This is a genomic window from Pseudomonas sp. PDNC002 (genome assembly GCF_016919445.1).
Classification (GTDB): Bacteria; Pseudomonadota; Gammaproteobacteria; order Pseudomonadales; family Pseudomonadaceae; genus Pseudomonas.
In genome coordinates this window covers 4,735,337-4,760,068 of the sequence record NZ_CP070356.1, presented here as the reverse complement: position 1 = coordinate 4,760,068, position 24,732 = coordinate 4,735,337, and the positions used below count along the sequence as shown (strand labels likewise).

Below are 24,732 nucleotides of genomic sequence, written 5' to 3'. Positions count from 1 at the left end.
CCCGTGGCGTAGTGGATTTAGAAGTACACCAGTGCTTCGATGAGGCCGGTGAGCTGCGTACGATCGCGGCCATTTCCGAAGGGAGCGTCATGTTCGAGAGGGTCGAACCAGTCGTAGCGAAGTTCGGGGCGGATACTCAGGTTGGCATTGACGTCGTAGCGCAATCCGACCGTCAGGGCATTCAGGTCGCCGCGCTGGCCGCCCGGCAGGATGTAGCCATCGCGGTCGCGGAAGTATTCTCCGCGTAGCGAATAGGAAAGGTCCTTGCGTTGCTGATAGGTGACGACGCTATTGATGCCCCACCACTGCGCACCATCGAACGTCTTGCCGTTGAGGGCATTGATCGTTTCTGGTTTTCCATCGCCAGCCTGCTGGCCATAGACAAATTCCGCCCCCAGTGACCACTGCGCGTCGAAGGCATGCCAGCCGTTCAGGGAGTGCTGTTGCTTGAATTGGGCGTGCGGGGAGATGACCCGCGAGGCGAACAACTGAACATCGTCCGCATTGGAGTTCTGCTCATTGCCCACGATGAACTCGTAATCGACCCACGTTCCCATGTCGGGACTGCGCCAGCGCAAGGCTCCGGTGACAGACTTGTCATGGTTGTTATCGCGGAGATTGTTCCACCCCTGCACCAGTCCCAGTTCGAGACCGATGATCCCCGCTTCGCTATCCAGCAGCCGCGTACTTCCCAGCACGCCCGCCAGGGTGCCCGGCTCTGAGAGGAAGGCGTAGGTCTTGCTGGCGAAGCGGTTTCTGGATTCGCGGATGTTGGGTGGGATTTCATAGCCGATGGCGGGGCCGAAGATGCCTGCAAGCAGGCTCAGGCCCGTGCCATACGGCAGGTAGGCGCTTGCAAAGAGATTCGGCATGGCCAGGAAGAGTTGCTTGTGGCGCTTGGCCGAAGCTGGGTCGTCGTCGCCGGGGGAGTTGGCGGGCCAGTGCATGTCCCAGCCGTATGTGCGGGCGAACTGGCCATTTCGACCATACAGCGCTTCCATGCTGAAGCCGAAGGAGAACGCCTCCGGCTTGATACCGGGCAAGGGCGTTACCCGCGGGATGAAGTTGGAAGCGAGCGGCTTGTCTACGAAGACATGCAGCGACCCCAATTCGGCGCCTTCATCGGAGAACCCGGGCAGCGGCGAGTTGCTGAGGCCATCTTTACGCTCTTCGCTCGTAGAGCGGTTGTTGCGGATGTAACCGATATCCAGCAAGCCGGATACCGTGATGCCGTAGTCCTCTTCCAATGCCGGTCCGAACAGTTGTCGCGCGAGTGTTCCTTCGCCTTTGTCCGGCACTTCGGCGTGGGCGCACGATAATGCGGTGGTTGCCAGCAGCGCGCCGGCCAGACTGCACTTCTCGATAGACATATTGGGGCTCTCTTATTGTTTTTATGGCGCGAGTTTCCCTGTCCGCCACGTCGAGGCAGCGGATGGGGTTGTCGTGTATCTATGGGGCGGTGGCGGTCACCCTGAAACCGGCAGCGACCGCCTTGAGGTCAGAACGGGTACATGGGAAGTTCCGCGCGCACGGTCAGCCATTGCCATTCGCTGAACTGATCGGCATTGGTGAGTGTGCTGTAGTTGGCGCCATTGCCCGATGCGCCCACTCCGCCGATAGGCCCGAAGACTTCATGCAGCAGGGTTTGATCGTTGATATGAACGATCCCCGCTTGCAGTCGATCCGCGACACGCTGGGCGCGCGCGAGGTTCGGCGAGACCACTGCCGCCGAGAGGCCGTATTCACCCAGGTTGGCGAGCTCGATCGCCTCGTCATCTCCCTGGAACTCCGTGATGGCTGCCACCGGCCCGAAGATTTCCTCCTCGAACAACGGCATGCCTGGCTTGACCCCGGTCACGACGGTTGGCTGGAAGTAGAGGCCGCTGCGCGTGCCACCACTGCGCAGCGTTGCGCCCATGGCGAGAGACTCTGCGATCAGGCGCTCCACATTGGCGGCCTGGGTCTCGTTGATCATCGGCCCGAGCTGCACATCGTCCTCGGCTGGATTGCCCACCCGCAATCCCTGGCTGCGGGCGATGAGTGCGTCCACGTAGGCATCCAGGGCGCGAGCATGGACGAGATGGCGTCCGGTGCTCATGCAAATCTGCCCCTGGTGGAAGAAGGAGCCCCACGCGCCAGCCCGCGCTGCCAGGTCGATGTCCGCATCATCCAGCACGATGAATGGGTTGTTGCCGCCCAACTCCAGGGCGACTCGCTTGAGCATGCCGCCGGCAACCCGACCGATCTCCCGGCCGGTGCGGGTGGAGCCGGTGAAGCTGATCATCTCGACCCGAGGATTGCCCACCACGGCGGCACCGGTCTCTCCCGGCCCCGGCAGGACATGGAACAGCCCCTGGGGCAGGCCGGCGAGTTCGAGCAGCCGCGCGAAGACCACCCCACCGCAGATGGGCGTCTGTTGGTCGGGTTTGAGCAGCACCGCGTTGCCCATTGCCAAGGCCGGTGCTATGGCGCGCGCGCCAAGCAGGAGTGGCGAGTTCCACGGGGTGATGATGCCCACCACCCCCAGCGGGATGCGCCGGGCAATGCTTTGTCTGCCAGGTTCCGCCGTCGCCGTCAGGATGCCCGACGGCTGGCTGCACAAGGCCGCGCCCTCGAGGATTTCCCGTGCGGTCATCTGCACTTCCCAGTCGGCCTTGCCCTGGATCGAGCCGGTTTCCCGCACGATCAGCCAGGCGATTTCCTCCCGATGTTCGAGCACCAGTTCCGACAGGCGCCTGAGGATATCGCCGCGCAGCGGCGCTGGCAGCTGCGCCCAGGAGCGCTGCGCACGCTGGGCAATCCCGGCGCTTTGCTCCACGTCCTCCGCGTTGGCAAATCCCACGCTCCAGCAGGGCTCGGCGGTTGCCTTGTCCAGCACCGGATGTTTGCCGAGACCGCCAGCGCACCAGGTGCCGTTATAGATTTTCCCTTGCCAGGTCGCGGCGTCGGATAACAATCCCTGAGCGTGCTCAACTGAATGATTCATGGATCAACTCCTCGGCAGAGTATTCACTGTTTGGCTGTATTGATTCGGGGGTTCCGCCGTTGCCATCAGCAACGCTGTGCGCTTTATCGCTCCATCAGCAGGACCGGCTTGATGACTTGGCCGGACTTCATGTCGGCGATGGCGTGCTCGATGTCTTCCAGGGGGTAGAAGCGCACCAGCCTATCGACAGGGAACAGTCCCTGGCGGAACAGCTCGATCAGTTGCGGAAGAAATTTCTTCGGCTTGCTGTCGCCCTGGAGAATGCCCCGCACCGTGCGCCCGAACAGCAGGTGGGTCATGTCGAAGCTGGCCTTGGTGCCGATCCGCGAGCCGCCGATCAAGCCGCAGACACCACGGGTCTGGAGCATTTCGAAGGCGCCCTGCAGGACGCCGGGATTGCCCGTTGTCTCGAGGGCGTAGCGCACGCCGCCGGGGCACAGCTTCATCACCGCGTCGAGCGCATCGACACGGGACGCATCGATCACGTGGGTGGCTCCCAATGAGGTTGCCAATTCGAGCCGGGCCGGTACCTGGTCGATGACGATGATCGGCGAGCAGCGCGCCACGACCGCGGCCATCAGTGCCGCCAGGCCCACGTTGCCGGCGCCCAGGATGACCAGCGACGATCCCACTTCCGGTCGCAGCGTATTCAATATTGCGCCCGCGCCGGTCTGGAATCCGCAGCCCAGGGGCGCGAGAGTCTTCAGGTCCAGGTCCGGCGCGACCACCACGACGTTCTGTTCGGTGGCGATTGCATGGGTGGCTAAGGCGGACTGGTTGAAGAACGCGCCATTGATTCGTTCCGGCTTCCCCGAAGGCAAGCGGCGCAGCAGGGGAGCCGGGACGTCCCAGGCTTTTCCCGAGTAGCGCATGCCCGAGAAATTCATCTCCATGTGATGCCAGCAGTAGGAGGGCGCGCCGTCCAGGCAGCTGGGGCAGTTGCCGCAGTAGGCGAACGACATCAGCACATGGTCGCCCGGCCTGACGGACTTCACGCCAGGCCCCACCGCCTCGACGACGCCGGCTCCTTCATGCCCGAGGACGATGGGCAGCGGCGTCGGGTAATACTGGTCGCGAATGATCAGGTCGGTATGGCAGATGCCGCAGGCAACGATCCTGACCAGCACTTCCCCTGCCTGTGGTGCCTCCAGTTCAAGGTCCTCGATGAGGAACGGACCGCCGGATTCCCGGACGACAGCAGCCTTGATGTGCATGGGTGGTTTCCTCTTCTGTTTGGTTTCAACGGCAGATGGCTCGGCGGCGTTCAGGACGACCTGTCACCCAGCACGGCGTGCTCTCCAGGAAACGGCAGATACGAGACGGTGGCCGATTGCTCCTCAGGGAACGTAATCCGGTTGCAGGAATGGAGCCGCACGGGTGAAGCCAGGTTGCTCCAGGCAGTGCCGGTAGATGCTCAGGCAGCGCTCGAACCGTCCCAGGTCGACGCCAAAGCGCAGCGCATTGGCCACTTGTGGCGTCAGGCAGCAGTCGGCGAGGGTGGGGGACTCGCCAAAGCAGTAGGGCGTTGAGCCGTATCGCCGCAGCAGTTCTTCCACCGCGCCCAGGCCTTCCTCGATCCAGTGCGCATACCAGGCATCCTTTTGATCGGTGCTGATGCCGAGGGTGTGCTGGAGATAGCGCAGCACCCGCAGGTTGTTGATCGGGTGGATATCGCAGGCGATCAGGTTGGCCACCTCCAGTACGCGCGCCCGCAGCGGCTGCTCCAGGGGAATCAGGCGCGGCTCGGGATACAGGGTGTCCAGGTAATCGATGATGGCCAGCGATTGGGTGACGCTGAAACCGTCGCTGTCCACCAGCACGGGCACTCCGCCCAGCGGGCTGCGTTCGCGGTGCTGGGATGAGTGCTGCTCGCCGCTACGGAGATTGATCCCGTGGTAATCCAGGTGCAGCCCTTTCAGGGCGGCGGCGATGCGTACGCGAAAAGAGGTCGAGCTGTTGAAGAAGCTGTATAGCTGCATGGCAAAGGCCCACCGTGCTGGAAACAGGGAATGGCGAGTCAGGTCACCCGCACGCGGATTTGACCCAGGCCGTCCACGCCACCGGTCATCAATTCGCCGGCCACCACGGGGCCGACTCCCTCGGGTGTCCCGGTCATGATCAGGTCGCCGGGGTGCAGCTCGAAGAACTGCGACAGGTAAGCGATGGTCGCCGGCACGGACCAGATCAGCCGGTCGATGTTGCTGCGCTGCTTGTCGCTGCCATCGACCTGGAGCCAGATGGCTGCACGCGATGGATGGCCAGCGGCACTGGCCGGATGAAGCGGCGCGATGGGCGCCGAGGCGTCGAAGGCTTTGCCGATTTCCCAGGGGCGTCCCATCTCGCGCATCTGCATCTGCAGGTCGCGACGGGTCATATCGAGACCGACGGCGTAACCCCAGACATGCTCGTTGGCCTGTTCTTCCGGGATATCGCGACCGGCCTTGCCGATGGCCACCACCAGTTCGATCTCGTAGTGGTAGTTCGAGGTCTGTGCCGGGTAGGGCAGCTCCAGAGTATGGCCGGCAGCCACCGGCACGACGGCGTCGGCGGGCTTGCAGAAGAAGAACGGCGGTTCGCGATCGGGGTCGAACCCCATCTCGCGGGCATGGGCTGCATAGTTGCGACCCACGCAGTAGACACGTCGAACGGGAAAGCGCTGGTCGCTTCCGACAATGGCCAGGCTGGTGGGCGCTGGTGGTGCGAAGACATAGGACATGACGGGGCCTCGCCTCAAAGGGGATCGTGGAGTTCGCGCAGGAGCCCGAGGGCTTCCTGGATGGGGCGATCGGAGTAGCTGAACAGCACACACTCCTCGCCGCCGGCGTGCAGGCTGACGGAGGTCCAACTGGGCACCACGAAAATGTCCCGGGGCGCAAAGTCGAAGGTTTCTCCGCCGATCACCGCCTTGCCATGGCCTTCCACCACTGAAAACACCGTGGCGTCGGTACTGCGCCTGGTCTTGCCCTGGAAGCCGCGGGGCAGCAGCTGCATGCAGGCACCAATGGTGGGCATGGCCCAGCCGCCCGTGGTTGGATTCACGTAGCGCAGCTTGACCCCATCCCAATCGTCCAGATCCGCGTGGTTGCCGAGCGTCTCCAGCGCTTCGCGGGTGCGCTCGTAGGGATACTTGAAAATCGGGGAGGTGAGGCTGCGGGACTTGTGGTGCACAGGCAGCAGGTTGGCGCCATAGCGGGCGTTGCTATTGCCCTCGGGACGAAGGACCGGCTGCCTGGATTCGGGGTAATTCTCGGCAAAGCAGGCGCCGAAGAAGCGCACGGTCGGGATATCCAGGCCATCCAGCCAGACCACCGGCTCGCCACCCTCGGCCTCCGAGGGATTGCCATGGTCATGCCAGGTCCACGAGGGAGTGATGATGAAGTCCCCAGGCGCCATGCGGGTTCGTTCGCCATCCACGGAGGTATAGGCACCATGCCCCTCGACGACGAAGCGCAAGGCCGACTGCGTGTGCCGATGGCTGGGGGCGATTTCGCCGGGGAGGATCAACTGCAGGCCGGCATACAGGCTGGGCGTGATGGCCGCCTGCCCGCGCTTGCCGGGATTCTCCAGCACCAGCACCCGGCGTACCGCTTCCTCCGCGCTGATCAGCCGGCCTGCTTCCATCAGGAAGGGGCGCAGTTTGCTATAGCGCCACAGTGCGGGAATGAAATCGCTCGCGGGCTGGCGGGGAACCAGCGTGTGCAGTTGTTCCCAGAGTGGCAGCAGCGCTTGGCCATCCATGCGCCGGTAGAACTCATCGCGTTGCTTGCCAGTATCGCCATCGATATTCATCGCTCACCTACTACGGGCGGAGGAGTCGAAAGGAGGATTACTGCAAATTGCGTCTCCGTCTGGGTCTGGATTTAACGCCTGCCAGGCATACGAGAAAAATGATATTTTTAGATGAATTCATACAGAAAATAGTATAGGAAGCATCCTGTGCACTGGACTCGTCGCCTACGCCCCCGTCACCTGCAATTGCTGGTGAACCTGGCTGAAACCGGCAGCCTCAGCGATACCGCCCGATTGGCCCATACCACCCAGCCCGGCTTGTCGAAGTGGCTCAAGGAGCTGGAGGAAGATGCCGGCGCCATCTTGTTCGAGCGCCTTCCACGAGGCTTGCGGCCCACTCCGGAGGGCAACCTGCTGGTCGGGCACGCGCGGCGCATCCTCAGTGAAATGGAGCGGGCGCAAAACAACCTGGACTCGCTGCGCGAAGGCAACGCGCCCACTGTGGCCATCGGCACCTCGCCGGCTTCGGCTCCGAGCCTGGTCCCCGATGCGGTGATCTATTTCCTGAGGCGTTACCCCAAGGCCCAGGTATCCATCCAGGAAAACACCATGAACGTGCTGCTGGAGCGCCTGGAAAAGGGCCAGTTGGACGTGGTGGTCGGGCGCACCGACAACTATCGGCCCAGTGACAAGCTGCATAGCGAGATGCTGTTCAGCGAGCCCATGCAGATAGTCGCCCGGCCGGGGCACCCGTTGCTCGGAAAGGAAAAGGTGACCTGGCGCGATCTCTATGCCTACGACTGGCTGCTGTGGCCGGTGGGTACGCCGATCCGGGCGCGACTGGACACGGCATTGAGCAACGCCGGCCTCAAGCCCCTGCCATGCCGGGTTGAGTCCTCGTCATTGATCGCCAACCTGTGGCTGTTGCAGAACTGCGACATGCTCACGATCGCCTCCGGCAGGGTCACCGAACACTTCCATGGCCGTGGCCAGCTGTGCCGGGTGAATTTCGAACTGGAGGCGATGGGCGCCATCGGCATGTGCTGGCGCAACGAGGAACATTCGGCACCCGCCCTGGCTGACCTGCTCGAAAGCCTGCGCGACGCCGCCAAGCAGCCGCTTCAGCAGGCGGACTAGAGCCTCAAGCGAGCGGAGGCCCTGTCGATCCGCTCCGAGCGGCATGGAGTCGGCCGCCGGGCTCGGAAGTCATGGTGCAACCGCTAGACCGAGGCCGCGTTGGCCGTCTTTTCGTCTCTCAGGCGGATCTGCCGTTTGGCGCTGCGCGCGAGGCGGATGCACAGCATGACCGCGGCGCAGGTCAGGCCGACGATCAGGCCCTCCCACAGGCCGCGCGGGCCGGTGGGTTCCTGCAGCCAGTGGGCGAGGCCCAGGCTGTAGCCCACCGGCAGGCCGATGCCCCAGTAGGCGAACAGGGTCATGATCATGGTCGCGCGGGTGTCCTGGTAGCCGCGCAGGGCGCCAGCGGCGGTGACCTGCACGGCGTCGGAGAACTGGAACAGCGCGGAGAACACCAGCAGCGACGCGGCCAGGGCCAGCACTTCCGGATCCTGGGTATAGAGCGCGGCGATGTGCTCGCGCATCACGAACATCGCGCTTGCCGAGATACAGGCGTAGGCCAGCGCGGCGCCCATGCCCACACCGGCAGCGAAGCGTGCATCGCGCGGTGCGCCGGCGCCGAGCGACTGGCCGACGCGCACGGTCACCGCCATGGCCAGCGAGTAGGGGATCATGAATACCAGTGCGCTGAAGTTCAGCGCCACCTGATGGCCGGCCACCACCTTCTCACCCAATTCGCCGATCAGCAGGGCGATCACCGAAAAGATGCTCGACTCGGCGAACACCGCGATGCCGATGGGCAAGCCAACGCTGACCAGGCTGCCGATCACCTTCGGCCGCGGAAGCTCCCAGTGGCTGAACAGCTGGCTCGGCTTGTAGACCTTGGCGATGTTCACCCAGGCCAGCATGCCCAGCAGCATGAACCACATCACCGAGCCGGTTGCCCAACCGCAGCCGGGGCCGCCCAGTGCCGGGAATCCGAGATGGCCGTAGATCAGCACATAGTTGATCGGGATATTCAGCATCAGCCCGCAGATGCCCAGCACCATGCTTGGCCGGGTGCGCCCCAGGCCGTCGCTGTAGCAGCGCAGCACGTGATACAGCGCCACCGCCGGCAGGCCGCAGGCGATGCCGCGCAGGTAGAAACAGCTGGGTTCGATCAGCGCTTCCTCGACCTTCATTGCGCGCAGGATGGGTTCGGAGAGCAGCCACAGCGTCGCCCCCGCCAGCGGGCCGACCAGCAGCGCCAGCCACAGTGCCTGGCGCACCAGCGGGCCGGTGGCCGGCTGATCGCCGGCGCCGTAGCGCTGCGCCACCTTGGCGGTGGTGGCGAGCAGGGTGCCGGTCATCAGCAGGAACACCGGAATCCAGATCGAGTTGCCCAGCGCCACGGCCGCGAGGTCACGCGGGCCGACGCTGCCGGCCATCACCGCATCGACGAAGCCCATGGCGGTAGTAGCCAGTTGGGCGATCATGATGGGCGCTGCGAGGGTCAGCAGTTCCTTGAGTTCGGTGGCGGTGCGCCGTCCACGGGAGACGGGCTGGGCGAGGCTGGTCACGGCTTTCCTTGGCAAGAAGAATTGGCGGGGAAGCCGGCCAGTTTACGTTTTTCCGCACGCTTTTCGTAGGAGCGGATCTTATCCGCGATAACCGCGACAGCGGTGCGGTTCATCAAGCACCGGCCTGCTGGGCGGATCGCGGATAAGATCCGCTCCTACAAGAGCGTCGTGGCCGCCAACTTCTATCGCGGACGCTGGGCTCCGTCCGCGATAGAAGTTGGCGGCCACGCTGGTAAAGTAGCCGCAGCCGATTTCTGGAGTCAGTCCATGCGTATCCTTGCCGATGAAAACATTCCCCTGGTCGAAGCCTTCTTCGGCGCCCATGGCGACATCCGCCGCCTGCCTGGGCGCGGTATCGACCGCGCCGCCCTGGGCGACGCCGAAGTCCTGCTGGTGCGTTCGGTCACCGACGTCAGCCGCGAGCTGCTCGCCGGCAGCCAGGTGAAGTTCGTCGGTACCTGCACCATTGGCACCGATCACCTGGACCTCGATTACTTCGCCGAAGCCGGCATCGCCTGGTCCAGCGCGCCGGGTTGCAACGCCCGTGGCGTGGTGGACTGGGTGCTGGGCAGCCTGCTGGCGCTGGCCGAGGTGCACGGCGCGAAGCTCGCCGAACGCCGCTATGGCGTGATCGGCGCGGGGCAGGTGGGCGGTCGTCTGGTGGATGTCTTGCGCGGATTGGGCTGGGACGTGCGTGTCTGCGATCCGCTGCGCGCCGCCACCGAAGGCGGCGATTTCCGCAGCCTGGAAGAGGTGCTGTGCGAGTGCGATGTGATCAGCCTGCATACGCCGCTGACCCGCGAAGGCGAGCACCCGACGCGCCACCTGATCGACGCCGAACGCCTCAAGGCGCTGCACCCGGGCACCTGGCTGATCAATGCGAGCCGAGGCGGGGTGGTCGATAACACCGCGCTGCGTGTGCACCTGGAGTCAGGCGCCGATCTCGATGTGGCGCTGGACGTCTGGGAAGGCGAGCCGGAGGTCAACGTTCGCCTGGCCGAACTCTGCCGCATCGCCACGCCGCACATCGCGGGCTACAGCCTGGATGGCAAGTTGCGCGGCACGGCGCAGATCTACGAGGCGTTCTGCGCCTGGCAGCAACGCGCCCCGGAGGTCGATCTCGACGACCTGCTGCCCGCACAGTGGCTGGCCGAACTGAGCCTGAAGGAAGAGTGCGATCCGGACTGGGCGCTGGCGATGCTGTGCCGCGCGGTCTACGACCCGCGCAGCGACGATGCCAATTTCCGTCGCAGCCTGGTGGGCGATACCCACGCCCGGCGCGCGGCCTTCGACGCGCTGCGCAAGCACTACCCGCCGCGCCGGGAGATCACCGGGCTGTGGGTGGACATCCAGGGCGATTCGCCGCGCCTGGAAAGCCTGCTGACCGCGCTGGGCGCCAACCGCGTCGGGGAGTAGGGCGGACGCGCCGCCGCACCGACTGTCAGCGGCGTGGCTGCTCGCAGGTCTTGTCCAGTTCCTGGCAGGCGCGCTGGATCATGTCTTCGGTGATCGGGACCTCGCGGCCCTGGGCATCGATGATCGAGCCGCCGACCGGCTGCTGCGGATTGCGCGGGGCGGGGCGGGGAGTGGATTCACGGTGGGGTTGCAGGCTCATGGCCAATCTCCTCTACATCAGTACGTTGCAGTCTAGGCAGATCAGATGAAAGCCCGGTGACAGAGGCTGCCGGTGGCAGCGTCGGAGAATCGTCACCGAAGACAGACGACAAGTTGCCTCGCAGGTTGCGTGCCAATCGCGAGGGCCCCGGTCGTGCGCATGTCGTTATAGTGGTTCGGGTTCGCCGCTTCCTGGTCCGACCCGGCATTGCACCGGTGGTTCGAAGAAGTTTCCCGTGAGGATGAGTATGGACAGGATTCGCATAGGGCTGATCATCAATCCGCTGGCCGGTATCGGCGGCCCGACTGCGCTCAAGGGCAGCGACGGCGTGGCGGAACTGGCCCTGGCCCGTGGCGGTGAACCCAAGGCGGCGGAGCGTACGCGCGTCGCCCTGGAGCATCTTCTGCCGGTGCATGAACGCGTGGAGTTCCTGACCTTCCCCGGTCCCATGGGCGCCGATCTGTTGGCGGACATGGGCTTCTCCCACCATCTGGTGGGTGCCCTGGAGCAACCGCAGAGCAGTGCGGCGGATACCCGTCACGCGGTCCAGGCGCTGCAGCAGGCCGGGGTGGCGCTGATCCTCTTCGCCGGCGGCGACGGCACCGCGCGGGACGTGGCGGAAGTGGCCCGCGAAGGCCAGCCGGTGCTGGGCATTCCGGCCGGCGTGAAGATCCATTCCGGCGTCTACGCCATCAGCCCGCGCGCTGCCGGTGAACTGGCGCGGCGCCTGGTGGACGGTGGCCTGGTGCGCCTGACCCTGGGCGAAGTGCGCGATCTGGACGAAGCCGCGCTGCGTGAAGGGCGCGTCGCCGCACGCTGGTACGCCGAGCTGACGGTGCCCGAGGAAGGCCACTTCATGCAGCACGTGAAGCAGGCCGGCATGGAGACCGAAGAGCTGGTACTGGCCGATCTCGCCGCCTGGCTGGAGGACAGCTGGGAAGACGACGTGCGCTACGTCTTCGGTCCCGGCTCGACGCTGCACGGGCTGGCCGCCGACCTGCAGCTGGACACCACGCTGCTGGGCGTGGACGTGATCGAGAACGGCGAGGTGATCGCCCGCGATGTGACCGAGGCGCAGTTGTTCGAGCTGGTCGACGGCCATCCCGCCTTCCTGCTGGTGACGGCCATTGGCGGGCAGGGGCATATCCTTGGCCGCGGCAACCAGCAGATCAGCCCGCGCGTGCTGCGCGCCATCGGCATCGAGCGGCTGCGGGTGATCGCCACCAAGCGCAAGCTCGGCACCCTGGAGGGCAGGCCGCTGCTGGTCGATAGCGGCGACGCCGAACTGGACGCCAACTTTCCCGCGGCCGTGCGGGTGTGGGCGGGCTACAAGGAGGAACTGCTCTATCCGCTGGGGTGGGGCCGCGAAGAGTGAAACCGCTCGAAGGCACGGTGGTGAATACCCCTGTCGCTGATCTAGACTCGTGCACTTCGTAAAACCGGGACGGGGGAACGGGACCATGCATTCGGGTGGTTGTCTGTGCGGCGCGGTGCGCTTCGAGATCAGCGGTGAGCTGGAGGCCATCCAGGTCTGCCATTGCAGCCAGTGCCGCAAGGCGCAGGGCGGTCCGTTCGCCACGAACATACCGGTACGGCGCGAGGCTTTCCGCCTGCTCGATGGCGCCGACGCGCTCGCGCAGTACCGGGCCACGCCGGAAAAGCAGCGGGTGTTCTGCCGTCACTGCGGCTCGCCGATCTACAGCGCCCGCGACGATCTGCCCCAAACGTTGCGGGTGCGTGCGGGAACCTTGGACGAGCCGATACGGACAAAGCTCGAAGCACATTATTACGTCGAATCCAGAGCCACCTGGTGGCCACTGGAGGACACTCTGCCAAAGCACGAAGGCAGAAAGCCGGGATGAGGGCGCTGGTGGAGCCGGCGCAAGCGAGGAGTAAGGAAGCCTGTGACAAGGAATGCGACATTTCGCGTGCTGGTGCTGGGCGGTTACGGCAACTTCGGTAGCCTGATCGTGCGTCGGCTCAGTGGTATCGACGGCATCCGCGTGCTGGTGGGCGGGCGCGACCAGCGCCGGGCCAGCGAACTGGCCGCCCAGGTGGGTGGCGAGGCGGTCTGCCTGGACATGAACCAGCCGACCTTGGCGGGTCGCCTCAATGAGCTGAACGTCAACCTGGTGATTTCCACCGCCGGACCTTTCCAGAAGCAGGACTACCGCGTCGCCCGCGCCGCCATTGGCGCCCGTGCGCATTACATCGACCTGGCGGACGCGCGCCAGTTCGTCTGTGGCATCGCTGAACTCGATCGTGCCGCGCGCAGCGCCGGGGTGCTGGTGTGCAGCGGCGCCAGTTCGGTTCCGGCGCTGGCCGCCGCGGTGATCGACGAACTGCTGCCGCGCTTCCAGCGCCTGGACAGCATCCACCACGGCATCAGCTCCTCGGCGAAGATTCCCGGCCACGCCACCGTCGAAGCGGTGCTGGGCTATTGCGGCAAACCCCTTCGCCAATGGCGCCAGGGCCGCTGGCAGAACGTGCATGGCTGGCAGGGCCTGAATCGCCATCGCTTCCCCGAGCCGCTGGGGTTGCGCTGGCTGGCGCACTGCGACGTCCCGGATCTGGAACTGTTCCCGCAGCGCTACCCCGGCGTGCAGGACGTGCGCTTCTCCGCCGGGCTGGGCCTGAAGCTCACCCAGTTCGGCACCTGGGGCTTGTCCTGGGCGGTCCGCGCGGGCTTGGTGAAGGATGCGGCCCGGCTGGGCGCGGGCCTGCATCGCCTGGCAGTGGCCATGGAGCCGCTGGGGGACGGGCGCAGCGGCATGTTCGTCAACCTGCAAGGCGTCGATGGCGAGGGCAAGCCCCTGGCCCTGAGCTGGGAAATGCTCGCGCAGGACGATCACGGCCCGAATATTCCCTGCATGGCGGCGGTGGCACTGGCGCGCAAACTGGCGGCCGGGCAGCTTCGCCAACGCGGCGCGACGCCCTGCATCGGGCTGCTCACCACCGACGAATACGTGGCCGAACTGGAAGGACTGAACATCTCCCACGGCCTGCGCGAGGTCGCCGTGCATTGATACTCGGGTGTTGCCCAGGCAACAGTCGATCAGCAGCGCTGTTGCGTGAGTGACAGGAAATACCCCGAAAGCCCCGCTGAAGTGCCCTGAAATCGCACATTTCCCTGTTGGTACGGCCCTTGCTGAAGAGGAATGTATCCAGCGCAACAGTCAACAGGGAAAACCCATGACCAGCCCCATCAAAGTGGTCGCCGTCTCCGGCGGCACCTATCGCCCCTCGCGCACCCAGGTGCTCACCCAGGCCGTGGTTGACGCCATCGGCGAGCACCTTCCTGTCGAAACCCACGTCATCGAACTGGCTGACATCGCCCGCCCGCTGGGCGCCGCGCTGTCCCGCCAGGAACTCTCCGCCGAACTGGAAGCCACCCTGCGGGAAATCGAAAGCGCCGACCTGCTGGTCGTCGCCTCGCCGGTTTATCGCGGCTCCTATCCGGGCCTGCTCAAGCACCTGTTCGACCTGGTGGACATGAACGCCCTGATCGACACCCCGGTGCTGCTTGCCGCCACCGGCGGCAGCGAGCGCCACGCGCTGGTCCTCGACCACCAGCTGCGCCCGCTGTTCAGCTTCTTCCAGTCGATCACGCTGCCCATCGGCGTGTACGCCAGCGAAGCCGATTTCGCCAATTACCAGATCACCAGCGACACCCTGCGCGCGCGCATCCAGCTGGCCGCCGAGCGCGCCGCGCCGCTGTTCGCCGGCCACCCGCAACTGCGCAAGACCGCCTGAGGAGCCTGCAATGAACGTGTTCTGGTTCCTCCCCACCCACGGTGACGGTCACTTCCTCGGCACCAGCGAGGGCGCGCGCCCGGTGTCGCTGCCTTATCTCAAGCAGATCGCCCAGGCCGCCGATTCCCTCGGCTACTACGGCGTGCTGATCCCCACCGGCCGCTCCTGCGAGGATTCCTGGGTGGTCGCCTCGGCCCTGGCGCCGCTGACCGAACGCCTGCGCTACCTGGTGGCGATCCGTCCGGGGATCATCTCGCCGACCGTGTCCGCGCGCATGGCCGCGACGCTGGATCGCCTGTCCGGCGGGCGCCTGCTGATCAACGTGGTCACCGGTGGCGACCCGGACGAAAACCGTGGCGACGGTATTCACCTGAGCCACGCCGAGCGCTACGAAGTCACCGACGAGTTCCTGCGTATCTGGCGCCGCGTGCTGCAGGGCGAGTCCGTGGACTTCGCCGGCAAGCACCTGCAGGTGGAGAACGCCAAGGCGCTCTATCCGCCGATCCAGAAGCCGTATCCGCCGCTGTACTTCGGTGGTTCCTCCGCCGAGGCCCACGACCTCGCCGCCGAGCAGGTGGACGTCTACCTGACCTGGGGCGAGCCGCCGCAAGCGGTCGCGCAGAAGATCGCCGACGTGCGCGAGAAAGCCGCGAAGCAGGGGCGCACCGTCAAGTTCGGTATCCGCCTGCACGTGATCGTCCGCGAGACCGCCGAGGAAGCCTGGCAGGCCGCCGACAAGCTGATCGCCAACATCTCCGACGAGACCATCGCCAACGCGCAGAAGTCCTTCGCCCGCTTCGACTCCGAAGGCCAGCGGCGCATGGCCGCGCTGCACGGTGGGCGTCGTGATCAGCTGGAGATCTACCCCAACCTGTGGGCCGGCGTCGGCCTGGTGCGCGGCGGTGCCGGCACCGCGCTGGTGGGCGACCCGCAGCAGGTCGCCGAACGTATCAAGGAATACGCGGACCTCGGCATCGACAGCTTCATCTTCTCCGGTTATCCGCACCTGGAGGAGGCGTATCGCTTTGCCGAACTGGTCTTCCCGCTGCTGCCCGAGCCCTACGCCAGCCTCGCCGGACGCGGCGTGACCAACCTTACCGGGCCGTTCGGCGAAATGATTGCCAACGACGTGCTGCCCGGACGCAAGGCCGGTTGAGTTCTCCCTGATGTGCCGGGCAGGGGCCCGGCGCATCCCGAATCGAATTGAAGAGGAAGCGAGCGTGAACGCCAAGACGCGGCTCGACGCACAGACACCCGGGCAGATCGCACCGACTCCCGGGCAAATAGCCCAGCGCCTGGCCGCCGGTTTCGCCGAAACCGCCGCCGAGCGCGACATCCGCGGCGGTACGCCGAAAGCCGAGCGCGATGCGCTGCGCCAGAGCGGACTGCTGTCGCTGATCATCCCCAGCGAGTACGGCGGCCTGGGCGCCGACTGGAGCACCACGCTGGACATCGTCCGCCAGTTCGCCGTGGTCGACAGCTCCATCGCCCACGTGTTCGGTTTCCAGCACCTGATGCTGGCCACCGTGCGGCTGTTCTCGCGGCCCGAGCAATGGCAGCCGTGGTTCGAGCTGACCGCGCGCAACCAATGGTTCTGGGGCAACGCGCTGAACCCGCTGGACACCCGTACCGTGTCGCGAAGCTTCGCTGGCTGGCGCGAGTTTTCTGGACGCAAGAGCTTCTGCTCCGGCGCGCTGGACTCGGAAATGCTCATCGCCTCGGCGTTGGATGGCGAGGGCGGCAAGCTGCTGATCGCCGCAATTCCCACTGCACGCAGCGGTATCAGCCTCGCCCACGACTGGGACAACATGGGCCAGCGCCAGACCGACAGCGGCAGCGCCACCTTCGAGCGCGTGCGGGTGGAGGAGAGCGAGCTGCTGCGCGATCCGGGCCCGCTGAGCACGCCGTTCGCCTGCCTGCGTCCGCTGATCGCGCAACTGATCTTCACCCATGTATTCCTCGGTATCGCCGAAGGCGCGTTCGAAGAAGCGCGGCAGTACACGCTCAAGGAAGCCCGTCCGTGGTTCCGCTCCAACGCCGCAACGGTCGGTGAAGACCCCTACGTGCTCGCCCATTACGGCGAGTTCTGGGTCGGCCTGGAAAGCACGCGGCTGCTGGTTCGCCGCGCCGCGCAACTGCTCGATGAAGCCTGGAACAAGGGCGCCGCGCTGGATGCCGAGGAGCGCGGCCGGCTCGCCGTGGCCATCGCCACCGCCAAGGTCGCGGCCACGCGCAACGGCCTGGAAATCTGCAACCGTCTGTTCGAAGTCACCGGCGCGCGTTCCACCCACGCCGCGCTGCGCATCGATCGCTACTGGCGCAACCTGCGCACCCAGACCCTGCACGACCCGGTGGACTACAAGGTCCGCGAGCTGGGCGACTGGGCGCTGAACCAGCAACTGCCGCAACCGACTTTCTACTCATGAATGCGACCACACCCGAAGGGCTGTTGACCCTGCCCAAGTCCCCCGCGCTGGCGACCTCCATTCGCGCTACCGCCCAGGTGTTCGAAGACCCGAAATCCCAGGCGTTGCTCGACCACCTGCAACAGGTCGCACCCAGCGAAGCGAGCGTGCTGATCATCGGCGAAACCGGCACCGGCAAGGAGCTGGTGGCGCGGCACATTCACAACCTCAGCGCGCGACGGGGCGGTCCGTTCGTGGCGGTGAACTGCGGGGCCTTCTCCGAATCCCTGGTGGAAGCCGAGCTGTTCGGCCACGAGAAGGGCGCCTTCACCGGCGCGCTGGCGGCCAAGGCCGGCTGGTTCGAAGAGGCCGACGGCGGCACCCTGTTCCTCGACGAGATCGGCGATTTGCCGATGCCGATCCAGGTGAAGCTATTGCGCGTGCTGCAGGAGCGCGAAGTGGTGCGCCTGGGCTCGCGCAAGAGTATCCCGATCAACGTGCGGGTACTGGCGGCCACCAACGTGCAGTTGGAGAAGGCGATCAACGCCGGGCACTTCCGCGAGGACCTCTACTACCGGCTCAACGTGGTCAGCCTGGAGCTGTCACCGCTGCGCGAACGGCCCGGCGACATCCTTCCGCTGACCCGCCACTTCATCGCCGAGTACAGCCGGCGCCTGGGCTACGGGCAGAGCCAGTTGAGCGCGGAAGCCGCCCAGAAGCTGCGCAGCTATTCCTGGCCGGGAAACATCCGCGAGCTGGAAAACGTCATCCACCATACGCTGCTGATCTGCCGCGACGGTGTGGTGCGTGCCGAAGACCTGCACCTGTCCAACCTGCGCATCGAACGCAGCGAGGAACCACGCCTGGAGTCCCTTGGTGCCGAGCAGATACTCCAGCAGGCGTTCCAGCGCCTGTTCGAAGAGCAGGGCGGCAACCTGCACGCGCGGGTGGAGGATGCGCTGCTGCGCGCGGCCTATCGCTTCTGCCACTGCAACCAGGTGCACACGGCGAATCTGCTGGGCCTGAGCCGCAATGTCACGCGCACGCGGCTGATCGAGATCGGCGAGCTGGTGGTGAACAAACGCCGGGGCGCGACGGTGATCGATCCCGAGCGCGGGGTGCGGTTGTCGATCTAGGGCGTTTTCGCCGGGGCGTCTGCCTTTGGAGGTATTCGCCGCCGGCTACTGATCCACGGCAACAAAACCGGCGATTGGCCGGCCTAGACTCCGGGACCGCTTATCCCCGCGAAAGGAGTCACCCATGCACGTGGACATCGCCATTGTCGGCGCCGGCCCCGCCGGGCTCTGCCTGGCCCGCTCGTTGTCGGGCAACGGCCTGTCGATCCTGCTGATCGACCGCCAGCCGCTGGCCGCCGTGGCCGAGCCCGCCGAGGACGGCCGGGAGATCGCCCTGACCCACGCCTCCCGCGCCGAGCTGCAGCGCCTGGGCATGTGGTCGCGGATCGACCCAGAGGAAGTCTCGCCGCTGCGCGACGCCCAGGTGCTCAACGGTCCGTCGCTGTTCACCCTGCGTATCGAGGCCGAGCAGGCCGGTGCGCAGCAGCTGGGCTATTTCGTGTCGAACCAGATGATCCGCCGCGCCGCCTTCGATGCGGTACACGAATGCCCGGATGTCTCGCTGGTCTGCGGGCGTGCGCTGCGCTCGCTGCGTGTCGAACCGAGCGGCGTGGACCTGACGCTGGACGATGACAGCCGTGTCCATGCGCGCTTGCTGGTGGCGGCCGACAGCCGCTTCTCCGAGACGCGGCGCATGCTCGGCATCGGCGCGCACATGGAGGACTTCGGCAAGACCATGATGGTCTGCCGCATGGCCCACGAGAAACCGCACCACAACGTCGCCTGGGAATGGTTCGGCTACGGCCAGACCCTGGCACTGCTGCCGATCAATGGTGATCGCTCCTCCGTGGTGCTGACCCTGCCGCAGCGCGAGATGGCGCCGCTGCTGGAAATGGACGAAAACGCCTTCGCCGGCGAGATGGAGCGCCGTTTCGACCGTCGCCTGGGTGGCATGCAGTTGCTCGGCCCGCGCCACAGCTATCCGCTGGTGGGCGTCTACTCCGACCGCTTCGTCGGCCCGCGCAGCGCGTTGATCGGCGATGCCGCCGTCGGCATGCACCCGGTCACGGCGCACGGCTTCAACTTCGGCTTGCAGAGCCAGCGCCGGCTGGCCAACGAAATCCTCGCGACCCATCGTCGGGGCGGCGACATCGGCGGAGTCTGGCCATTGCGCCGGTATGCCATGGCCCACCGGTTGGCGACCTGGCCGCTGTACCAGGCGACCCGATTGATCGTCGGCATGTACACCGATCCGCGTCCGCCGGTGCGCCTGTTGCGCAATGCCGGCCTGCGCCTGGCGCAGAACCTGCCGCCGTTGCGCACGGCCATCGCCAGGCACCTGACGCAGGGGGCATAAGAGCGTTCGGTGCAGGATGAATCTTCGGTGCCAGCCGGTGCGGACTGCCCCCTCTCCCTGGGGAGAGGGCTGGGGTGAGGGGAAAGTCGGCACGGCTTCCCGAGAAAGACAGTTGCTCCTACAGTCACCTGTGTGCTCCGTGCAGCTCTTGGTAGGAGCGAAGGGGACGCCTAGTTCTTGCTCGCGAACCTATGCCTGCCCGTGATGCGGCCTGGAAACGATCGCGGACGGAGTCCGCTCCCACACCGAGCTCACCGGTGACGTAGGAGCGGATCTTATCCGCGATGACTACCCGCGTGCGCCGAATCCCTGGCTATCACGCCGCCTCGGTCCGCCGCGCCTTCTCCTGCTCCAGTTCGCGCACCAGCGGCAGCACCCGCTCGCCGAAGTAGCGCACCTCTTCCTGGAAATGCAGGAAGCCCGCCAGCACCAGGTCCACGCCCACCGCCTTGAGTGCGACGATGCGCTCGGCAATCTGCTGTGGCGTACCGATCAGGTTGGTCTTGAAGCCGTCGTTGTACTGCACCAGGTCCTCGAAGGTGGACTTCGCCCAGTTGCCTTCGCCTTCCGGTGACGCCGCTCCGGCCTGCTTCGCCGCGTGGCCGAAGGCGTTCACCGCTTCCGGGTCGGCCTTGTCGATGATCTCGGCGAGCACCGCGCGGGCCTCTTCCTCGGTGTCGCGGGCGATAACGAAGGCGTTCACCCCGACCTTCACCGAATGGCCGTTGGCGGCCGCTTTTTCGCGGATATCGTCCACCTGGGCCTTGATGCCTTCGACGCTGTTGCCGTTGGTGAAGTACCAGTCGGATACGCGCGAAGCCATGTCCCGTGCGGCTCGCGAGCTGCCGCCCTGGAAGATTTCCGGGTGCGGGCGCTGGATGGGTTTGGGTTTCAGGTTGTAGTCGTGGAAGCGGTAGAAGTCGCCCTTGAAGGTGAAGTTGTCCTGGGTCCAGATGCCCTTCAGGGCGCGGATGAATTCCTCCGAGCGGCGGTAGCGCTCATCGTGTTCCAGCCACGGCTCGCCGATGGCCTGGAACTCGCCCTTGAACCAGCCGCTGACGATGTTCACCGCGATGCGCCCGGCGGTGAGCTGGTCGATGGTTGCCAGTTGCTTGGCGGCCAGCGAGGGCGTCCAGGGGCCGGGGAGGATGGCGGCGATCACCTTGAGCTTTTCGGTGGCGCCCAGCAGCGCGTGGCTGAAAGCCACCGACTCGTGCTGGTTCTCGGCGCCATAACCGGCGGTGAAGCGAATCTGCGTCAGGGCGTAGTCGAATCCGGCGTCCTCGGCGATGCGCGCCAGCTGGCGGTTGTAGTCGATGTCCCAGTGGGTGCGCTGTTCGATCTTGCTGACTACGAGGCCGCCGCTGACGTTGGGGACCCAGTAGGCGAAGCGGATCGGTTGTTGGCTCATGGTTCGGCTCCTCGATGCTGCACAGCGGCGAAGGTGCCGCAGGGTGTACAGAGCGAAAGCCGTGCCACGGACGGAAATTCCCGGCAGATCAGAAACTTGGCGATTCACCGGGACAGCGACCGCTGTTCCGCCCGGCGCAACGCTGCTGGGCAACTGTTGCCCAGGCAACAGCACGGGGTGCGACAACCCGCCCCTGAGCACACGACAGCAAGACTGTCAGAATTCGCCGTTCACCCGCTCACAGAAGCGGGGACCTCCTGCGTGCGAATCCATAACAGGAAAAATCCAGGGGGCACCACCATGGCCATCACTTCCAGCGATATCTGCAACGCCGCCGACGGGCTGTCCGGCTTCGTCGGCTTCAACCTCAAGACCGGCAAGTACATCGTGCGCTTCAGCGAGGACTCCTTCGGCATGGACGTGGCCGAGGACAGCATCCGCCCGGCCTGCGAGTTCGTCTGGGCGCCAAAGACCGGCGCGGTGATGACCCTGAGCCGCGAATGCCTGCAGATTCTCGCCGAACAGAACATCCACGATCGGCTGAACCTCAACGAAGCGCTGATCACCTACCTGCGCCGCACCGACCTGCCGGAGATCGCCGCCGAGCGCCACCTGAAGTAATCGCCACGCCTAGGCGCCGGGCGTTCGCAGGGGCGGGGAGCGCGCAGGTGGCGCGAAGCCGGGGAGGGGTTCGCGGGCCCGCTCCTGCAGGGTACGAGACATCAGAATTCGTAGGAGCGGACCCTGTCCGCGATGGGTTCCGGCGCGATGCGGACCTATCGCGGACGGAGTCCGCTCCCACGCTCGGGGTCATCCCGTCATGCGGGTCAGAGGAACATGCCGCCCGACGCCTCCACGCGCTGGCCGTTGATCCACCGGCCACCCTCGGAGAGCAGAGTGGTGATGGCGCCGCCGATGTCGTCCGGCAGGCCCACGCGGCCCAGGGCGGTGTTGCTGGCGATCTGCTGGTTCACCTCGGCGTTGTCGCGCACCAGGCCGCCGCCGAAATCGGTCTCGATGGCACCGGGGGCCAGGATGTTCACGCCGATGCCGCGTGCACCCAGTTCCTTGGCCTGGTAGCGGGTCAGCACTTCCATGGCGCCTTTCATGGCTGCATAGGCGGCGTAGCCGGGCAGCGAGAAGCGTGTCAGGCCGCTGGAGACGTTGAGGATGCGACCACCATCGGCAATCACCGGCAGCAGCTTCTGGGTGAGGAAGAACGGCCCCTTGAGCTGGATGTTCATCAACTGGTCGAACTGGTCTTCGGTGGTGTCGGCAAAGGCGGCATGGATACCGATGCCGGCATTGTTCACCAGGAAGTCGAAGTGCTCACGACCGAAGCTGTCGCGCAGGGCGGCGCGGACCTGTTCGACGAAGGCATCGAAGCTGGCGCTGTTGGCCACGTCCAGCGGCAGCATGACGGCACGACCACCGTGCTGCTCGATCTCGGCGGCCACGACGTGGGCTTCGTCGGCCTGGCTGCGGTAGGTGCCGATGATGTCGACACCGGCAGCGGCAAGGTGCAGGGCGGCGTTGCGGCCGAGGCCACGGCTGGCACCGGTGATGAGGGCGATCTTGCGGGTCATGGCGAAGCTCCTGTTGTGGGCTGGAGTGTGGGGGGATTGAGGAAGAGCTTATTGTTCGCTCGATAAGTGATAAACCGGCTGAAATCGGAAATACTGGTCGGGTATGGCGAACAATGGCAGTTCAGCGTCCCCTTCAGTGAAGACCCAAACCATGATCCGTCCCGACCTTCTGCGCACCTTCGTCCGCGTCACCGAGCTGGCCAGCTTTACCCAGGCCGGCGAGCAGCTCGGCCTGCCGCGCTCCACCGTGTCCGAGCACGTCCAGGCCCTGGAGGAGCTGCTCGGCACGCGCCTGCTGCAACGCACCACGAGGCGCGTCACCGCCACCCAGGACGGGCTGGTGCTCTACGAGCGCAGCAAGGACATGCTGGCCCAGCTGGACGAACTCCAGGGTCTGTTCCGCCAGGACGACGAGGCCCTGGGCGGCCGCCTGCGGGTGGACATGCCGACGGTGATGGCGCGCAAGCTGGTGATGCCGCGCCTGGGCGAGTTCCTCGCGCGGCACCCGGCGCTGGAGTTGGAAGTGAGCTGCACCGACCGCCGCGTCGATCTGGTGCGCGAGGGTTTCGATTGTGTGGTGCGGGTCGGCTCGGTGAACGATCCGTCGGTGGTGGCGCGCACGCTCGGGCAGTTCCCGCAAGTGACCTGCGCCAGTCCGTCCTACCTTGCCGAGCGCGGCGTGCCGCAGTCATTGGACGACCTCGCGGGGCACCGGTTGATCCACTACGTGACGGTGCTGGGTGCGCGGCCACCGGGCTTCGAGTACCTGGATCAGGGCGAGGTGCGTTACGTACCGATGGGCGGAGCGTTGTCGGTGAACAACGCCGAGGCCTACGAGAGCGCGGCCATGGGCGCGCTGGGGATCATCCAGGTGCCGATCCATGGCGTGCTGGATGACCTGGAAGCGGGGCGGCTGGTGCGAATACTGGAGGACGTGCCGCTGCCGCCCATGGAAATCTCCCTGCTCTACGCTCACCGTCGCCTGCCGCAGCGGGTGCGCGCCTTCATGCAGTGGCTGACGCAACTGCTGGGCGAGCCCGGTGTGCTGGGCACGCCCGTGATCGCCAAACCCTAGCTGGCCCAGTCGGAATTCAGGATCACCTCGCAGAAGTTGCCGCGCACGAAGTCCGGGTCCTTCATGGCCAGCACGTCGGCTTTCACGTTGCCGAAGGTGGTTTCCGGCTTGGCTTTGATGCCGTCGTAGAAGGCTTGCAGGATGTCCTGCTTGAACTGCCCGCCACGCGGGTGGGCGGCCACCACGGCGTCGCGCTGGGCGTCGGGGAACTGCTCGTAGGCGATGCCCAGCACGTCCATTTCCACGCCGGCGGTGACCAGGGCGATCTCCGGCTTCATGTGCTGCGGGATGCCCGGCGTGGTGTGCAGGGCAATGGCGGTCCATACCGTGTCGATATCGCTTTCGGCGATGCCGTGGCTGCGCAGGAACTCGGCCGCGCAGTCGGCGCCGTCCACTTCGAAGCGTTCGCACTGGCTGCAGTACCGCGGCATCAAGCCCATGTCGTGGAACATCGCGCCGGCGTAGAGCAGTTCGGCGTCGAACTTCAGCTCTTTGCGCGCGCCGGTCAGCGCGCCCCAGTAATAGACGCGCGAAGAATGGTGGAAGAGCAGCGGAGTGGCATTGTCGCGGACCATCTCGGTGATGGCCTTGGCAAGGCTGCTGTCGGGGACTTTGACGCCGTTCAGGTCGCGGCTCATGGCGGGCTCCGGGGCTGGATTTCCAGGGTGCGGCGCAGGCTGCGTCGCGTTCGGTTCCATTGGAAATCCACGGCCTTGCGTGGACAACGAGAGCGAGGGAGCGAATCCGGACAGCCAGCGTTCGTTTGCTGCCAAGGGGTGTCATGGTCTCGTGTCGGTGCCCTGTTGCCCTCTCCCTAGCCCTGGCTACGCGCCCCGCTCCGAAGGGAGAGGGGACTGGATCGGCGCAGAGTCATACCGATACGTCAGCCGGCACGAATAGCTCCCTCTCCCTCCAGGGAGAGGGCTGGGGAGAGGGAGCTTCGAACAAGCCTTCAGGAAGCTCGATTTTTTCTCTTCACGCTCTGCTTCGAAGGCAGGGGCGCTTGATCAATCCCCCAGAAAACTTGTCGTTTTTCATCAAGAGTCGCCGCAGGTGTGCCCCTAGATTTGTCCTCGAACCGAGCCGCCGGACCATGAGCCGGC

General features: G+C 65.7%; 23 protein-coding genes. 12 read left to right on the top strand and 11 right to left on the bottom strand.

The window, feature by feature from the left end:
• Nucleotides 1-17: 17 nt before the first annotated feature.
• The 6 genes from JVX91_RS21460 to gtdA form a co-directional block, all read right to left on the bottom strand.
• The gene (locus JVX91_RS21460; RefSeq protein WP_205336158.1) at nt 18-1,370 is read right to left on the bottom strand and encodes an outer membrane beta-barrel protein; all 1,353 of its coding nucleotides are present in this window, start codon (nt 1,368-1,370) and stop codon (nt 18-20) included.
• Between the two features lie 128 nt (nt 1,371-1,498).
• Nucleotides 1,499-2,986 carry a benzaldehyde dehydrogenase gene (locus JVX91_RS21455; RefSeq protein ID WP_205336157.1) on the bottom strand — a complete coding sequence of 496 codons (1,488 nt, stop codon included), beginning with the start codon at nt 2,984-2,986 and terminating at the stop codon, nt 1,499-1,501.
• An 83-nt stretch (nt 2,987-3,069) separates the two neighbouring features.
• On the bottom strand, nt 3,070-4,200 hold the full coding sequence (locus JVX91_RS21450; RefSeq protein WP_205336156.1) for an NAD(P)-dependent alcohol dehydrogenase: 1,131 nt from the start codon (nt 4,198-4,200) through the stop codon (nt 3,070-3,072).
• 123 nt (nt 4,201-4,323) lie between these two features.
• Complete coding sequence (gene maiA / locus JVX91_RS21445) at nt 4,324-4,965, bottom strand: maleylacetoacetate isomerase (RefSeq protein WP_205336155.1); 642 nt, start codon at nt 4,963-4,965, stop codon at nt 4,324-4,326.
• Nucleotides 4,966-5,003: 38 nt separating this feature from the next.
• Nucleotides 5,004-5,702 (bottom strand): fumarylacetoacetate hydrolase family protein, encoded by a 699-nt coding sequence (locus JVX91_RS21440; RefSeq protein WP_205336154.1) that lies wholly within the window; start codon nt 5,700-5,702, stop codon nt 5,004-5,006.
• A gap of 14 nt (nt 5,703-5,716) precedes the next feature.
• Nucleotides 5,717-6,775, bottom strand: a complete 1,059-nt coding sequence (gene gtdA / locus JVX91_RS21435; protein ID WP_205336153.1) for a gentisate 1,2-dioxygenase — start codon at nt 6,773-6,775, stop codon at nt 5,717-5,719.
• Nucleotides 6,776-6,922: 147 nt separating this feature from the next.
• Between gtdA and JVX91_RS21430 the strand changes: the two genes are divergently transcribed.
• Nucleotides 6,923-7,852, top strand: a complete 930-nt coding sequence (locus JVX91_RS21430) for a LysR substrate-binding domain-containing protein (protein ID WP_205336152.1) — start codon at nt 6,923-6,925, stop codon at nt 7,850-7,852.
• An 83-nt stretch (nt 7,853-7,935) separates the two neighbouring features.
• On the opposite strand, the gene JVX91_RS21425 is transcribed toward JVX91_RS21430, so the two are convergent.
• Nucleotides 7,936-9,351 (bottom strand): MATE family efflux transporter, encoded by a 1,416-nt coding sequence (locus JVX91_RS21425; RefSeq protein ID WP_205336151.1) that lies wholly within the window; start codon nt 9,349-9,351, stop codon nt 7,936-7,938.
• A gap of 267 nt (nt 9,352-9,618) precedes the next feature.
• Here JVX91_RS21425 and pdxB point away from each other — a divergent pair, with 267 nt between their 5' ends.
• Nucleotides 9,619-10,767, top strand: a complete 1,149-nt coding sequence (pdxB, locus tag JVX91_RS21420; RefSeq protein WP_205336150.1) for a 4-phosphoerythronate dehydrogenase PdxB — start codon at nt 9,619-9,621, stop codon at nt 10,765-10,767.
• A gap of 25 nt (nt 10,768-10,792) precedes the next feature.
• On the opposite strand, the gene JVX91_RS21415 is transcribed toward pdxB, so the two are convergent.
• Nucleotides 10,793-10,966 carry a PA1571 family protein gene (locus tag JVX91_RS21415; RefSeq protein ID WP_205336149.1) on the bottom strand — a complete coding sequence of 58 codons (174 nt, stop codon included), beginning with the start codon at nt 10,964-10,966 and terminating at the stop codon, nt 10,793-10,795.
• A gap of 247 nt (nt 10,967-11,213) precedes the next feature.
• On the opposite strand from JVX91_RS21415, the gene JVX91_RS21410 reads away from it, so the two are divergent.
• The 8 genes from JVX91_RS21410 to ubiM all read left to right on the top strand — a co-directional run bounded on the left by JVX91_RS21410 (nt 11,214) and on the right by ubiM (nt 19,557).
• Nucleotides 11,214-12,341, top strand: coding sequence for an ATP-NAD kinase family protein (locus JVX91_RS21410; protein ID WP_205336148.1), 1,128 nt, complete (start codon nt 11,214-11,216; stop codon nt 12,339-12,341).
• A gap of 85 nt (nt 12,342-12,426) precedes the next feature.
• The gene (locus JVX91_RS21405) at nt 12,427-12,828 is read left to right on the top strand and encodes a GFA family protein (RefSeq protein ID WP_205336147.1); all 402 of its coding nucleotides are present in this window, start codon (nt 12,427-12,429) and stop codon (nt 12,826-12,828) included.
• Nucleotides 12,829-12,870: 42 nt separating this feature from the next.
• Nucleotides 12,871-13,992 carry a saccharopine dehydrogenase NADP-binding domain-containing protein gene (locus JVX91_RS21400; protein WP_240201640.1) on the top strand — a complete coding sequence of 374 codons (1,122 nt, stop codon included), beginning with the start codon at nt 12,871-12,873 and terminating at the stop codon, nt 13,990-13,992.
• 166 nt (nt 13,993-14,158) lie between these two features.
• Complete coding sequence (gene msuE / locus JVX91_RS21395; RefSeq protein ID WP_205336146.1) at nt 14,159-14,719, top strand: FMN reductase; 561 nt, start codon at nt 14,159-14,161, stop codon at nt 14,717-14,719.
• Nucleotides 14,720-14,729: 10 nt separating this feature from the next.
• Entirely contained in the window at nt 14,730-15,875 is a 1,146-nt protein-coding gene (gene ssuD, locus JVX91_RS21390) for an FMNH2-dependent alkanesulfonate monooxygenase (RefSeq protein ID WP_054907199.1), read from the top strand.
• A 64-nt stretch (nt 15,876-15,939) separates the two neighbouring features.
• The gene (locus tag JVX91_RS21385) at nt 15,940-17,145 is read left to right on the top strand and encodes an acyl-CoA dehydrogenase family protein (RefSeq protein ID WP_205336145.1); all 1,206 of its coding nucleotides are present in this window, start codon (nt 15,940-15,942) and stop codon (nt 17,143-17,145) included.
• Nucleotides 17,142-18,260, top strand: a complete 1,119-nt coding sequence (locus JVX91_RS21380; protein ID WP_205336144.1) for a sigma-54 dependent transcriptional regulator — start codon at nt 17,142-17,144, stop codon at nt 18,258-18,260. Before JVX91_RS21385 ends, JVX91_RS21380 begins: the two co-directional genes overlap by 4 nt.
• Before the next feature lie 124 nt (nt 18,261-18,384).
• Nucleotides 18,385-19,557 (top strand): 5-demethoxyubiquinol-8 5-hydroxylase UbiM, encoded by a 1,173-nt coding sequence (ubiM, locus tag JVX91_RS21375; RefSeq protein ID WP_205336143.1) that lies wholly within the window; start codon nt 18,385-18,387, stop codon nt 19,555-19,557.
• Nucleotides 19,558-19,873: 316 nt separating this feature from the next.
• On the opposite strand, the gene sfnG is transcribed toward ubiM, so the two are convergent.
• Nucleotides 19,874-20,968, bottom strand: coding sequence for a dimethylsulfone monooxygenase SfnG (sfnG, locus tag JVX91_RS21370; RefSeq protein WP_205336142.1), 1,095 nt, complete (start codon nt 20,966-20,968; stop codon nt 19,874-19,876).
• 300 nt (nt 20,969-21,268) lie between these two features.
• Here sfnG and JVX91_RS21365 point away from each other — a divergent pair, with 300 nt between their 5' ends.
• Complete coding sequence (locus JVX91_RS21365) at nt 21,269-21,589, top strand: DUF2025 family protein (protein WP_205336141.1); 321 nt, start codon at nt 21,269-21,271, stop codon at nt 21,587-21,589.
• 206 nt (nt 21,590-21,795) lie between these two features.
• Here JVX91_RS21365 and JVX91_RS21360 read toward each other — a convergent pair whose 3' ends face one another.
• Complete coding sequence (locus JVX91_RS21360) at nt 21,796-22,554, bottom strand: SDR family oxidoreductase (protein WP_205336140.1); 759 nt, start codon at nt 22,552-22,554, stop codon at nt 21,796-21,798.
• A 151-nt stretch (nt 22,555-22,705) separates the two neighbouring features.
• On the opposite strand from JVX91_RS21360, the gene JVX91_RS21355 reads away from it, so the two are divergent.
• Entirely contained in the window at nt 22,706-23,629 is a 924-nt protein-coding gene (locus JVX91_RS21355; protein ID WP_205336139.1) for a LysR family transcriptional regulator, read from the top strand.
• Here JVX91_RS21355 and JVX91_RS21350 read toward each other — a convergent pair.
• Nucleotides 23,626-24,267, bottom strand: a complete 642-nt coding sequence (locus JVX91_RS21350) for an HD domain-containing protein (protein WP_205336138.1) — start codon at nt 24,265-24,267, stop codon at nt 23,626-23,628. The two genes, JVX91_RS21355 and JVX91_RS21350, sit on opposite strands and share 4 nt — an antisense overlap.
• Nucleotides 24,268-24,732: the final 465 nt, after the last annotated feature.

Excerpts from the sequence above, each read along its gene's own strand:
- JVX91_RS21460 (WP_205336158.1), bottom strand. The coding sequence starts at position 1,370 with ATGTCTATCGAGAAGTGCAGTCTGGCCGGCGCGCTGCTGGCAACCACC.
- JVX91_RS21455 (WP_205336157.1), bottom strand. The coding sequence starts at position 2,986 with ATGAATCATTCAGTTGAGCACGCTCAGGGATTGTTATCCGACGCCGCG.
- JVX91_RS21450 (WP_205336156.1), bottom strand. The coding sequence starts at position 4,200 with ATGCACATCAAGGCTGCTGTCGTCCGGGAATCCGGCGGTCCGTTCCTC.
- maiA (WP_205336155.1), bottom strand. The coding sequence starts at position 4,965 with ATGCAGCTATACAGCTTCTTCAACAGCTCGACCTCTTTTCGCGTACGC.
- JVX91_RS21440 (WP_205336154.1), bottom strand. The coding sequence starts at position 5,702 with ATGTCCTATGTCTTCGCACCACCAGCGCCCACCAGCCTGGCCATTGTC.
- gtdA (WP_205336153.1), bottom strand. The coding sequence starts at position 6,775 with ATGAATATCGATGGCGATACTGGCAAGCAACGCGATGAGTTCTACCGG.
- pdxB (WP_205336150.1), top strand. The coding sequence starts at position 9,619 with ATGCGTATCCTTGCCGATGAAAACATTCCCCTGGTCGAAGCCTTCTTC.
- JVX91_RS21415 (WP_205336149.1), bottom strand. The coding sequence starts at position 10,966 with ATGAGCCTGCAACCCCACCGTGAATCCACTCCCCGCCCCGCCCCGCGC.
- JVX91_RS21410 (WP_205336148.1), top strand. The coding sequence starts at position 11,214 with ATGGACAGGATTCGCATAGGGCTGATCATCAATCCGCTGGCCGGTATC.
- JVX91_RS21405 (WP_205336147.1), top strand. The coding sequence starts at position 12,427 with ATGCATTCGGGTGGTTGTCTGTGCGGCGCGGTGCGCTTCGAGATCAGC.
- msuE (WP_205336146.1), top strand. The coding sequence starts at position 14,159 with ATGACCAGCCCCATCAAAGTGGTCGCCGTCTCCGGCGGCACCTATCGC.
- ssuD (WP_054907199.1), top strand. The coding sequence starts at position 14,730 with ATGAACGTGTTCTGGTTCCTCCCCACCCACGGTGACGGTCACTTCCTC.
- JVX91_RS21380 (WP_205336144.1), top strand. The coding sequence starts at position 17,142 with ATGAATGCGACCACACCCGAAGGGCTGTTGACCCTGCCCAAGTCCCCC.
- ubiM (WP_205336143.1), top strand. The coding sequence starts at position 18,385 with ATGCACGTGGACATCGCCATTGTCGGCGCCGGCCCCGCCGGGCTCTGC.
- sfnG (WP_205336142.1), bottom strand. The coding sequence starts at position 20,968 with ATGAGCCAACAACCGATCCGCTTCGCCTACTGGGTCCCCAACGTCAGC.
- JVX91_RS21365 (WP_205336141.1), top strand. The coding sequence starts at position 21,269 with ATGGCCATCACTTCCAGCGATATCTGCAACGCCGCCGACGGGCTGTCC.
- JVX91_RS21360 (WP_205336140.1), bottom strand. The coding sequence starts at position 22,554 with ATGACCCGCAAGATCGCCCTCATCACCGGTGCCAGCCGTGGCCTCGGC.
- JVX91_RS21355 (WP_205336139.1), top strand. The coding sequence starts at position 22,706 with ATGATCCGTCCCGACCTTCTGCGCACCTTCGTCCGCGTCACCGAGCTG.
- JVX91_RS21350 (WP_205336138.1), bottom strand. The coding sequence starts at position 24,267 with ATGAGCCGCGACCTGAACGGCGTCAAAGTCCCCGACAGCAGCCTTGCC.